Genomic DNA, 13,057 nt, shown 5'->3' with positions numbered 1-13,057 from the left:
AGGCTTAAAAAAATATCAATCAGAAAAGAAAGACTTTATTTAATATATGGGGCGTCAAGCAAAAGTTATCGCTATTGTAAATCAGAAAGGAGGAACAGGTAAAACCACGACCACTACCAACCTTGGTGTAGCTTTGGGAAAGTTAGGTAATAAGGTACTACTGATAGATATGGACGCTCAAGGAAATATGACGTTTCATTTTGGAATTCAGAATGAATATACCAAATCAGTGACTCATGTTCTGACTGAAGACGCTAATTTGAAAGAAATAGCAATAAAAAGAGAAAAGGTATACATCGCCGCCTCAGATGTATCTTTAGCTGATGCAGAGGTCAATATGGTGAATGCCGACCAAAGAGAGTTTATTCTAAAAAATGCGGTAGATAAGGTCAGAGATAAGTTTGATTTTATTTTGATTGATTGTGCCCCTGCTTTATCTATTTTAAGTATTAATGCACTTACAGCCGCAGACCATATCTTTGTGCCTTTACAAATGGAAGTCTTAAGTATGCAAGGTCTCTCTCAAATACTAGAAACTGTTTTTCAGATAAAAGAAACATTGAATAATAAGCTGACAATTTTAGGTATTTTACCTGTTATGTTTGATACAAGAAGAACAGTCACCCATGAAATTCATAAGCATATCAAAGAAAACTTTGGGATCAGAGTATTTGAAAATTATGTAGGAATTGATGTTAAACTAGTAGAGGCTCCGTCCTTTGGACAATCTATTTATGATTACGCTCCGCTTTCAGTAGGAGCTATGGCATACATGAGAGTAGCTAGAGAATTGATTTCAGTTTTGCCTTAAAATGAGTTCTTAAATTTGATTTTTAAAGTATCTATATAAATATTCTTAGCGAAACAAACGGTACCATAATATTGTTTTGAAAAAGTCGTAATTTAATTAGAGAAGTTAATCTAAGTTTCTAAAACCAAGTAATGAAAGTTCCTTAGACTTTCTTTATAACCCATAAAATTACCCGTTTCAAAATACCTCTAATATGGCACTAGGAGATAACATCAAAAAGGATCGTTTGTTAAGCCGCGACGATTCCTCTGCTGGAAATGAAAGACCCAAAAAAATTCAAAATGAAGATTGTAGTGACTTAAAAAAAGAGGTCCTTCAGCTTCGTGAAAAATCAAAAGCTTTAAACAAAACAATTCTGGTTGCTGAAACCGAATTAGACGGTACAATTATTTCATGTAATGACCGTTTTGCTCAGTTTTTAGGCTACAAACCCAAAGAACTGTTTGATCAACCTTTATCAAAAATCCTTTCTCCGGAGACTCCTAAGCACTTTTCTGACAGTGTTCTTAGTATTGTAAAGAAAGGTGAAACTTATACAGGTACCACTAAAAACCTAACAAAGGAAGGAGGATCAGCGTGGATGGAAGTGACGATTTCACCTATTTATAATGAAAATAATAAGCTTTATAAGTACCTATTATTAGGCTTAGACGTAACTGATACTGCACTTAAAGAACAAGAATTCTCAAACATTAAAAGCGAGTTGGAATCTACCGTTAACATTTTCCACACTGCAGCTTTAGTATCAGAAACTGACCTTTACGGGACCATTACTTTTGCAAACGAAACCTTTGCCAAACTATCAGGTTATACACCTGAAGAATTAGTAGGTAAACCCCACAGTATCGTTAGGCACCCGGCAAATCCAAAGTCGCTATTCAAAGAGTTGTGGGATAAAGTCCAAAATGGACAAATTTTCCAAGGCACCTATAGAAACCAAGCGAGGGACGGGAGCCACTATTGGGTACAGGCTACAATCGCTCCAGTGCTAGATGCCGAAGGTAAACCAATTAAATATATTGGTGTCCGTTTTAATGTAACGGACCAAATGGACAATGAAAAAGAAAGAACGGCAGTACAAGAAGTAATATCAAATTCCAATGGTATCCTCGAAATGGATATGGATGGGAATATTACTGTTGTAAATCAGATGTTTTTGGATTATCTAGGTTATAGAGAGCATGATCTTGTGGGCAAAAACCATGATATACTTGTTCCTAAAGAATCTGATCATATTAGGATTGATAATAACCGAAAAGAGAAATTGAAATCGGGTAAAGCTGTAAAAGAGACGTTCAAAAGAATAGATGTCAATGGAGATATCAAATGGCTTGAAGGTACATATAATACAGTAAAAGATTACGATGGAAATGTTGCGAAAGTAATCGCTCACCTTCAAGATGTAACAGAAAGACGTTTAGCCAATGCTGATAACAGAGGTAAAGTAGCAGCAATTGATTCGAGTTACATGCGTGTTGAATTTGACATGGAACGCCGAATCATTGATTGTAATGATCTTTTTGCTGAAGGTGTAGGTTATTCAAAAGATGAACTGATTGGTTTGGACCATATCAACTTAGTGGATGAGGCGTATGGAAGATCACAAGAGTATAGAACTTTTTGGGATAAACTGAGAAATGGTGAATCGGATAAGAATGTCTACAAACGTAAAGTCGCAGGCGGAAAAGAAGTTTGGTTGCAGGCCTCTTATAACCCCGTTAGAGATCACGATGGAAACATCTATAAAATCATTAAAGTTGCAGAGGATGTAACAGCCCGTCGATTGGCCAATTCAGACAACAGAGGTAAAATTGCCGCTATAGATGCGAGTTATATGCGTGTGGAGTTTGACCTTGATCGTCATATTATTGAATGTAATGAGCTGTTCAGTATTGGGGTGGGTTATTCAAAAGATAAATTGATTGGATTAGATCATATCAATTTAGTCGATGAAGTGTATGGAAGATCTCAGGAATACAAGAGGTTCTGGGATAAGCTAAGAAATGGAGAAGCAGATAAGAACGTCTACAAACGTAAAGTCGCAGGCGGAAGAGAGGTTTGGTTACAAGCTACATATAGTCCAATTAGAGATTTTGAAGGGAATGTCTATAAGATCGTAAAAATAGCAGAAGATGTAACCGCCCGTCGACTAGCTAACTCGGATAACCGAGGTAAAATTGCCGCAATTGATGCAAGTTATATGCGTGTTGAATTTGATCTTGACCGCCGTATTCTTGACTGTAATGATTTGTTCTCCGAAGGAGTAGGATATAGTAAAGACGAGTTGGTAGGTTTAGATCATATCAATCTTGTAGAAAAGGAGTATGGTCTATCTCAAGAATATAAGAATTTCTGGAATAAGCTGAGAAATGGCGAAGCGGATAAGAATGTCTACAAACGTAAAGCTGCAGGAGGGAAAGAAATTTGGTTACAGGCTACTTATAACCCTATTCGTAATCAAGAAGGCGAAATTTACAAAATTGTGAAAATAGCCGAAGATGTAACGGAAAGACGTCTAAGAAACTCCGAAACACGAGCAAAGATTGCTGCCCTTGGCAATGTTCAGGCTGTCGTTGAATTTGATCTGGACGGTGTAATGCAGGATTGTAATGATCTGTTTGAGGAAACTACAGGTTATACTAAATCCGAGCTAATGGGGCAACATCACAGAATGTTGGTTGAAAAAGATTATGCTAATACGGTTGAATATGAACGTTTCTGGGATAAACTGAAACAAGGAGTTCATGATGAAGGAGTCTATAGAAGAGTGAGGAAAGATGGAAGTATAATGTGGCTACAAGCTACTTATAATCCAATCTTTGATTTGAACAATAAGGCAATGAAAGTAGTGAAATACGCTACCGACATTACTGAACAAATCGAAAACCAACGTAGAGCAGAAGCATTAAAGAATGAGTTAGAATCAAGAGTGGTAGCCTTTAATTCAGCCGCTCTGATGTCAGAAACAGACTTGTATGGTAACATTACTTTTGTGAATGATACTTTTGCAGAACTATCAGGTTATACCAAACAAGAATTATTAGGGCAGCCACATAATATTGTACGTCACCCATCAACACCAAAAGCAGTATTTAAGGAGCTTTGGGAAACAATTCAAGCAGGTCGAATTTTCAAAGTGAAATACCGTAACCAGAAGAAAAATGGTGGTTATTATTGGGTTGATGCAACGATTGCACCGGTATTGGATCAAGAGGGTAAACCTATCAAATATATTGGTATTCGATTCGATGTAACCGCTCAAATGGACCAACAAGTTGAAAAAGATGGTTTAGATGAAGCGATTTCGAAATCATCAGGGGTAATGGAGCTTTCTATGGAAGGGGAAATCACCGCCATGAACGATACATTACTCGAAGTGATGGGTTACAATGAAGGAGAAGTTTTGAATAATCCGCATGATGTAATCGTTGGTGTTGATCAAGATACAATCCTTCGAAACAAAGAACTTTGGACAAAACTACAGAAAGGACAGTATGTCGTAGATTCTTTCAAACGTATCACGAAAGATGGTCGAGAGATTTGGTTAGAAGGTTCTTATAATCCAATTCAGGATTATGATGGTAACTATGTGAAGATTGTAGCTTATCTCAATGACATTACGGCAAGAAGAATTGCCAATGCTGATAACCGTGGTAAGATTGCAGCGATCGATGCGAGTTACATGCGTGTTGAATTTGATCTATCTGGAAATATCCTTGATTGTAATGATATCTTCTGTCAAAATACGCAATACAATACAGATGAGTTGGTAGGAGCACACCACAGTAAATTGGTACCAAAAGAGTATGCACTTTCTCAAGAATATAAGAACTTCTGGGGTAAGCTAAGTAAAGGAGAGTTTGATAGAGATGTCTACAAGCAATTGAATAAATCAGGGGAAGAAATTTGGTTACAGGCTACCTATAACCCAGTTCAAGACCATGAAGGGAATTACTATAAAGTAGTACAAATTGCGGAAGATGTAACTCAAAGACGTTTAGCGAACGCTGAAAACCGAGGTAAAATCAATGCGATTCTTAAAGCACAAGCGTCAGTAGAATTTGATCTTCAAGGTAATATCTTAGATTGTAATGATAACTTCTTAACCACGACAGGTTACCGTAAAGAAGAGATATTGGGTAAACATCACAGCATCTTTGTGGAATCAGAATATGCTACAAGTTTTGAGTATAAAAACTTCTGGGAGAAACTGAGAAACGGAGTCTTTGATAGTGGAGAGTATAAGCGTGTTCATAAATCGGGTAAAGAAATTTGGTTACAAGCCACTTATAATCCAATTGAAGATGCAGAAGGTAAAATCTTCAAAGTAGTGAAATACGCATCAGATGTTACCGAATTTAAAACGGCCTATAATGCACTCTCTGATTTCTTAGATGAACTTGCGAAAGGTAATTTTGATGCAAAGATTGATCTAGGTAATATCAACCTCGATTCAGATATCGGTAGAATGATCGAAAACAACAGATCACTGAGAGATAACCTGAAAAACTTCATTACAGAAATTAACCGAGTAGTTCAAATTGCAGGTGAACAAGGTAAGCTGAGTGAACGTCTTGAGATTGAAAGTGCTCAAGGTGCATGGAAAGAATTAGCCGATGCCTTCAACAACCTATTGATCTCTATCTCACAACCAATTCTAGAGTTCCAAGGGCTAACTAAATCAATGGCACAAGGTGACTTATCGAAGCGATTTACAGGACACGCTGCTGGTGATATTGGGCAGATGGCTCAAGGTCTAAACGAAGCCTTGGATGGATTACAAAGTCTATTGCTTGAAATTGAACAGATGTCGAATACAGTGGCAGGGTCTTCGGATCAAATGAAACAAAAGTTCGGTATCATGGATCAATCTACAGATACGGTGGTATCAGCCATTCAGGATATCTCATCAGGTATGTTAGAACAGGTAGCAAGAACGGATGAATCGTCGAAATTGGTAGATGAGATTCTATCAGCTGCTGAAGACACCGGTAATAAGGCACATGTCATTAACCGATCTGCTGAATCTGGTATGGAATCTTGTCAGAATGGTATGATGATCATCAAGCACTTGGTAGAAAATATGAATGCCATTGAAAACTCTGCAGGATCTACATCTGAATCTATTGAAATTTTGGCTAAACGTTCAGAAGAAATTTCTAGAGCACTAACCGTAATCACAGACATTGCATCACAAACCAACCTACTCGCACTAAACGCCGCTATTGAGGCTGCCAGAGCGGGTGATGCAGGTAGAGGTTTTGCAGTCGTTGCCGAAGAAATTCGTAAACTGGCAGAAGATTCAAGACAGTCTGCGGGTGGCATTGAGAAAGTAATTCAAGACGTTCAGAAAGACGTTGGGTTAGCAACAAAAGCCATTGACAAAATGGAGGAGTCTGTAAAAGTGGGGAACGGTGCCACAAAAGATGTATCAGAGGTATTCAAAACCATTTTAGATTCTAGTGAAGAAACCTTGAAGCTGTCAAAAGACGTATTGGAAGCAACAGATACTCAGAAAGGTTCAATTGACTCAGTGGTTCAAAATATTGAGAAAATTGTAATTGTATCAGAAGATACCGCCGCTGGGACTAAAAATGTGGCAGGAGTTGCCGATGAGATGTCTGGATCAGTGAAAGAGATGGGTGAAACATCGGAAGAACTCAACCAAGTGGCCTCTCAATTGAAAGAGGGAGTTGGTAAATTCAAATTAAAATAATAGTTGACAGGGGCGTTACACTTCAAACGCCCCTTCCTTAAATAATCACTCCAAAAACGACCTCATTATTATGAATGTGGAAGAACCAAGCAATGCATCTCCATCAAAAGAAGAAAGAATTGCTGAGGCTGTAGATATGGCTAAAGTGACCATTGATGATGAGCAAGAAAAGAAAAGTAACATTATTGTATTTCGACTAGGAGAGGAAGAGTATGGACTTCGGATAGACCAAATCAAAGAAGTTGTGATCACTCCTCGAATTACGAAAATCCCTCTAACACCTTCTTACGTACGAGGTGTCGCAAATATCAGAGGAAATATATTGGCCATTATTGATCTGGAAGATAAATTTTCGCTCAATAAAACCATTAATGAGACCAGCGGCTATACACTTGTAGTGGAAAGCCATGAATTCAATATGGCTATTTTAGTAAAAGATGTCCCTAATACCTTATCTGTAGCCGATACGGATATTGATTATACGCCCGCCGTTGTCACAGAGATGCACGGAGAGCAAGATTATATTAATGGTATTATTAAGATTGACGATCGATTGATCATTCTGATAGACATCTTTAAGATTATCACAAAAGACGACCTTAAAACTGTTATAGGGTCGAAGATTTAAAATTTAATGTTTATTTACCCATGGCTAAAAAAGTATTAATAGTTGATGATTCTTTGTACATGCGCTCTATTATCAAGGACGCATTAGAAGAAGCAGGGTTTGAAGTAATAGGACAAGCATCAAACGGTGAAGAAGCGATAGACCTAGCATTAGACTCAGAACCAGACCTGATTACATTAGATAATATCCTCCCTGATATGTTAGGGCTCGATATTTTAAAAACACTAAAAGAGGAAGACCTTACTTCTAAAATCATTATGATTAGTGCTGTTGGACAACAAGCAGTGATTGATGAGGGTATGAACCTAGGATTGGATAGCTATTTAGTAAAACCATTTACTCCTGAGCAGTTGACTGAAGCAATAGGTCAGATTATTTAATTGAAGTACCAGTTCAAAGTGATTGAATGTGCTATTCTTTTATACAAAGAATATTTAAAAACGCGTTCTGTCCATTTTGACTCAGTACTTATTATGTACTTACACGAATGAAAGAAGAAGAACTTAAACAGATATTTCTCGCCGAAGCTCAGGATAGTTTTGAACAGCTCAACAGGTTATTTACGCAGCTGGAAAAAAATCATGCTGACAGAGAAGTAACAGAAGCTATTTTTAGAATAATCCATACGCTCAAAGGTAATGCTGCGGCTATGGGATTCGAAGATGTCGCTTCCGTTGGGCATCTGTTGGAGGATATTTTCAGTGAAATTCGAAAAGGCAACATTACGTTGACCTCCATGGTTTTTAATGATCTCTTTAAAGCGATTGATAAGCTTGGAGAAATGATTGAAGGCGTGAAGGTCGATAAAAAAGTACCTTATAAAGGAATGCGGGCAAAGCTCAAAGTTATTCTTCGAAACCTAAAAGGTGAAATTGAATACGAGCATACGCAAGGAGGTGAGTCATCTGATAAAAAAGACAAGGAAATCGAAGCAACCCTCCAAAAACAAATGGAGGAAGAGTTAACAGAAAGTCAAAAAGAAACTTTGGCCTCAGAGCAACCTGTTCCAATCGGTGTTCCTTTAGCCGATGAATTTATGGATGAAGAAGAGAAGAAATCAAAAATCACTTTCTCTGATTTTGTACAGGTACCTGTTTCTAAACTCGATACTTTACTGAATTTAGTAGGGGAATTGGCTATCGAAAAAGATAGAATAATAGCTCAAGGTGCCAGTGTTGGTGCAACGAATGAGTATACCCGTTTGTATAGGATTACTTCTGATTTACAATATTCTGTAATGGGAGTTCGATTAGTACAAGTTGGTGCCTTATTTCATAAGTTTCATCGAATTGTACGTGATGTAGCTTCTATTGAAAATAAGAAGGTGAACCTTGACCTTCAAGGTACGGAAATTGAAATTGATAGAAATGTATTACAGATTATTAGTGATTCTATGATTCACTTAGTCCGTAATGCAGTAAGTCATGGAATAGAAGGGCCTGAAGAAAGAAGAAAGAAAGGGAAAAAAGAGCAAGGTACCATCCAACTGAGAGCAACGTCTGACAAGGAGTATGTGATTATTGAGGTAATTGATGATGGATACGGTATTGATGCGAATAAAATCAGGAAAAAAGTAGTAGAGAAAAACCTCGCTACTCCAGAAGCTGTTGCCTCCCTTTCTGATGATGATATAGTGAAGTTTATTTTTGAACCTGGTTTTTCAAGTGTTGATAATGTCACTTCAGTAAGCGGCAGGGGCGTAGGGATGGATGTTGTCAAAAAAGCAGTTGATGCTGTAGGTGGAAAAATAAATATCAAAACAGTCTTAGGACAAGGGACTACCTTCAGCCTTAGTTTGCCTTCTTCAATGGCGGTGAAATCAGCTTTACTTTTTATCATCAACAATACAGAGTATGCTATTCCGTTATCATTTACAGAGGCTGTTATTTCTGTAAAAAAAACGTCTATCCATAAAGTGGGTAGTGGCTTGGTTACCACACACCTTGATGATACCATTACAGTGATGTTTTTGAGGGATATTTTCGACTGTAAAGACACTGAAGAACTTCAAAACCCTCAATTGCTTCATCGTTCTTTTGATCAGATAGAAGACTCCGAAGCTAAAATTAATATTGTAGTAGTCTCAGTAGATAATAAGATGATTGGTTTTGTAGTGGATCGATTATTACAACAGAAAGAAATCATCGAAAAACCATTGGGTAAACCTGTTGAAAATGCTCGTTTTATCAGTGGAGCTACAATTTTAGGTAATGGAAATGTTTGCCTTGTGTTAGATGCTAACGACATATCTGAATTTTTATTTAAACCCACTTTTGCAACTGTATAATTAACTTAGAATACTAGAAAGAATTCATTATGTTTCAATCCCAGTTTTCAATAGAGAAATCCTATTTAATAAATGATATAACCAATATTGCATTAGGAAATGTGGCTAGTGCCCTGTCTACTGTTCTAAAAGATGAAATTTTAGTGAGAAATGTAATTGAAGTGAAAGATCTATCTAAAGAACAACTATTGCGTCAAGACTATAAAGAGAACGTTTTTGTATTGACAACAGATATTATTGGTGATATGAAAGCAGAGACCATGTTAATAGTACATGGTGAAGATGAGCAGGGAATTATCGAAAAGACTTTACCTAGGACCGAGTGGGGAAAAAAACATATGAGAGAAGCAATGTTACTAGAGTTGGATAATATCCTGATTGCAGCATTTGTGACAAAATTTGCCAACCTTTTTAATAATACTATTTATGGGCATGTTCCGGCTATTCAAGAAATGTCTTTGGAGCACTTTGATAAATTTATTCATGAAAAGGAAGAAGGCATGAATGTTTCTTATGCATTGAAAGCTGAACTAGGAGCCTTTAAATCTAGGGTGAATTTAGAGCTGATATGTATGTTTGATGAAACCTTAATTCCATTTGTAAGGAACTTTGATATAGAAAAGGCCTTCGTTGGGCAGCAGGATGATGAGAAGAAAGAAGATAAAAAAGGATTTTTTAAAAGTATTTTTGGTTAAAAAAGACTGAGTTGTTCCTGCCCATATTTTATGTAACCTTCATGCTGTAATAACCATTTTTTTCTACCTAATCCGCCTGCATATCCAGTGAGTGTGCCATCACTACCAATGACTCTATGGCAGGGAATTGCCAATGCAATTGGATTTTGGCCGTTGGCCGCACCAACCGCTCTAATTGCTTTAGGATTACCAATTCTTTCAGATATATCAAGATAAGTGGCAACAGTACCGTATTTCACTTTGCAGAGTTCTTTCCAAACTTGTTTCTGAAATGTTGTACCCGACAAATCAATAGCAAAGTCAAACCCTAATTTGCTATTCCCTTGAAAGTAATTATCGATCCATTCGATAGCATCCATGGTGTGTGGGTTCGGTAAATCATCAAGGATTTCTTCTCCCTCTTCTAAAAAGCGAATTTTTGAAACTCCTCTAGGGGTGGCTTCTACCACCATAAGTCCTAGAGGAGTTTCAATATAATCTCTGAAAACAGTTTCCATATCTTTTAAATAGGTAAAGCGTTTTTTCTTCGTGACCATCCTACAAGAAGCATTGTAACCGCTAATACGCTTGCCACTCTTGCAATATAATCACCATATAATGTATAGAAAGTTTCTTCTTTATTGATTCTCACTTTTCCAATTTCAGCACCCATTTCACCATAAGCGATGGGTTTTAAAATATCACCTCTTTGGTTGATAAAGCAAGAAATACCTGTATTGGCAGATCTAGCAATATCCTTTCGAGTTTCAATGGCTCTTAAAGATGAAAAAGCAAGGTGTTGTGTATGTCCAGGAGTATCATCCCACCATCCATCATTGGTCACAACAGTTAAGAAATCAGCTCCTTTTTTTACATATTCAGTGACGTATTCTCCATATACAGATTCGTAACAGATAATAGGACCTACATTAATATCACCATTGGCAAAAACTTCTCTTTCTTCTTGCCTTCCAAGCCCTCCAGAACTACCACCAAAGTTGAGAATGATGGCTTTCAATATATTCGGGAATGGAATGGTTTCTACGCCAATGACAAGTTGTGATTTATGATAAAATGTGATAGGGTCCTGATTTTTTATTCTCAATGCTGTATTGAAAACATCATAATAACCTATATTTTGTGAATGCCTTGAAGTAGAAGTCAAAGACGTATCACCGTAGATTTTGTAAGTGTCAGCACCAGAAACTAAGGTAGTATTAGGGTGCCTCATCATCATCTTTTTGATCACTAATAAATCGGGGCTTCTTTGAGGGCGGTCTTCGTCAATATTGTTACTGATAGAAGTTTCAGGCCAGAATACAAACTTTGTATTAGGTGTGATTGCCTTTTCGGTAAGTTCAATCATACGTTGTACTTGTTCCTGAGGAGGAATGTACGTTTTAGTATTTTGCTCTCCCGTTCTGGCATTATACCTAAACTTTTCTGAGTAACAATCAATATTTGGTTGTACGACAGCGACTTCAATTTCTTCTCCTACTTCTTCATAATTATAATACATATATAAAGAAGTTGAGATAGGTATCAATAAGTAAAAGAAAATGGAAACAATTTTCTTTCCATTGACCATAAAACTAAAGAAATAGATATTGATCAGTGTGATCCAAAGTGTACCTCCAAAAGTACCTGTATACTCGTACCATTGCGCTAAAGAAGGTGTAAAACTCAGTACATTACCGATATTTAACCAAGGCCATGAAAATTCCCAGAACATGTGCACATATTCAAATGCAATCCACCAACATACAAAATCAATATGATGGAATTTTCCTTGGGAAATTCTCTTGGTATGGTAAAAAGCTAAAAATGGTAATGCCATTAATGCGGCATTTGCTCCCCAAGCACCAAAAGTTGCCCATTTAGAGGCATACCAAAGCCACCAATACCCTACGAAGTTAAAGGTGAAAAAGGCAAGGAATGCAAAACCATAAATTCTCCATCCTTTGAAACGCTTGCTGTCCAGAGAAATCACTCTTTCAATTTCCAACAAAGGCACAAACCCAATAAACACTAAAGGAAGGAATCCATGCCACGAAAGTCCTAAAAAGGTACCACTAAGCAAAGCTAATAGCCAAGGGTACCATTTCTTCTTGCTGTTTGTTGTTATAAAGTCGTAGATAAATTTCCTCATTATTGATCTTTGTATTTATACTTATTGCCTTTAGGTTTTTTCTCAATTTTCTTTCCTTCAACCACTGCAACAATCTCGCCTTTTGGCGGAGTTTCAGTATAATATTGTGCTAATTCTGAGAGAGTTCCTCTCATTGTCTCTTCATGGAATTTTGATAACTCCCTAGAAACACTTGCTCTTCTATCACCACCCCAAGCTTCGGCCAACTGTTCTAAGAACTTCACTAAACGGTGTGGAGATTCATAAAACACCATTGTGCGTTGTTCCTCTTCCAATTCCTTGATCTTCGTTTGTCTTCCTTTTTTATGAGGAAGGAAACCTTCAAACGTAAATCGGTCAGCCGGTAAACCTGAGTTGACCAAAGCCGGAACAAAGGCAGTAGGTCCCGGAAGTGTCTCCACTTTGATTCCTGCTTCTCCACATGCTCTCACTAAAATATAACCCGGGTCAGAAATTACAGGAGTTCCCGCATCTGAAACCAACGCAATTTTTTCTCCTTTCTGAAGGCGCTGAATCAAGCCTTCCACTGTCTTATGTTCATTGAAAGCATGATGACTTTGCAAGTTACTTTTGATGTCAAAATGCTTCAATAATTTACCCGTATTACGAGTGTCTTCTGCAAGAATTGTATCTACTTCATTCAGGATACGCAATGCTCTCGCTGTTATATCTTCAAGGTTCCCGATAGGAGTAGGAACTATATATAATGATGTCTCTTCCATAATTCTTTTTTATCGAAACAAAGATAATAATATGCCGTGACCGATCATGTCTTATTGAGGTAAGTTTATA

9 protein-coding genes are annotated in these 13,057 nt (G+C 37.2%); 6 read left to right on the top strand and 3 right to left on the bottom strand.

Going from position 1 to position 13,057, the window contains the following annotated elements; translation table 11 throughout:
• Positions 1-46: 46 nt before the first annotated feature.
• From IC221_RS13515 to IC221_RS13490, 6 genes are all read left to right on the top strand, one after another.
• The gene (locus IC221_RS13515) at positions 47-811 is read left to right on the top strand and encodes a ParA family protein (protein ID WP_188169474.1); all 765 of its coding nucleotides are present in this window, start codon (positions 47-49) and stop codon (positions 809-811) included.
• Positions 812-1,004: 193 nt separating this feature from the next.
• A complete protein-coding gene (locus tag IC221_RS13510; protein WP_188169473.1) occupies positions 1,005-6,527 on the top strand; it encodes a PAS domain S-box protein in 5,523 nt (1,840 codons plus the stop codon).
• A 70-nt stretch (positions 6,528-6,597) separates the two neighbouring features.
• Positions 6,598-7,155 (top strand): chemotaxis protein CheW, encoded by a 558-nt coding sequence (locus tag IC221_RS13505; RefSeq protein WP_188169472.1) that lies wholly within the window; start codon positions 6,598-6,600, stop codon positions 7,153-7,155.
• A 20-nt stretch (positions 7,156-7,175) separates the two neighbouring features.
• Positions 7,176-7,535, top strand: a complete 360-nt coding sequence (locus IC221_RS13500) for a response regulator (protein WP_044202290.1) — start codon at positions 7,176-7,178, stop codon at positions 7,533-7,535.
• A 107-nt stretch (positions 7,536-7,642) separates the two neighbouring features.
• The gene (locus IC221_RS13495; protein ID WP_188169471.1) at positions 7,643-9,442 is read left to right on the top strand and encodes a chemotaxis protein CheA; all 1,800 of its coding nucleotides are present in this window, start codon (positions 7,643-7,645) and stop codon (positions 9,440-9,442) included.
• A 29-nt stretch (positions 9,443-9,471) separates the two neighbouring features.
• Positions 9,472-10,137, top strand: coding sequence for a hypothetical protein (locus IC221_RS13490; protein WP_188169470.1), 666 nt, complete (start codon positions 9,472-9,474; stop codon positions 10,135-10,137).
• Here IC221_RS13490 and IC221_RS13485 read toward each other — a convergent pair.
• Genes IC221_RS13485 through rsmI form a run of 3 tightly spaced genes read right to left on the bottom strand, consistent with a single transcriptional unit; the run spans position 10,134 to position 12,987 of the window.
• Entirely contained in the window at positions 10,134-10,634 is a 501-nt protein-coding gene (locus IC221_RS13485; RefSeq protein ID WP_188169469.1) for a methylated-DNA--[protein]-cysteine S-methyltransferase, read from the bottom strand. The two genes, IC221_RS13490 and IC221_RS13485, sit on opposite strands and share 4 nt — an antisense overlap.
• 5 nt (positions 10,635-10,639) lie before the next feature.
• On the bottom strand, positions 10,640-12,265 hold the full coding sequence (gene lnt / locus IC221_RS13480) for an apolipoprotein N-acyltransferase (protein WP_188169468.1): 1,626 nt from the start codon (positions 12,263-12,265) through the stop codon (positions 10,640-10,642).
• The gene (gene rsmI / locus IC221_RS13475; protein WP_188169467.1) at positions 12,265-12,987 is read right to left on the bottom strand and encodes a 16S rRNA (cytidine(1402)-2'-O)-methyltransferase; all 723 of its coding nucleotides are present in this window, start codon (positions 12,985-12,987) and stop codon (positions 12,265-12,267) included. Before rsmI ends, lnt begins: the two co-directional genes overlap by 1 nt.
• Positions 12,988-13,057 lie beyond the last annotated feature (70 nt).

Origin of the sequence: Flammeovirga sp. EKP202 (genome assembly GCF_014534745.1) — a bacterium.
Lineage (GTDB): Bacteria > Bacteroidota > Bacteroidia > Cytophagales > Flammeovirgaceae > Flammeovirga.
The sequence above is the reverse complement of the archived record's forward strand: the minus strand, read 5'-3'. Positions and strand labels throughout refer to the sequence as shown.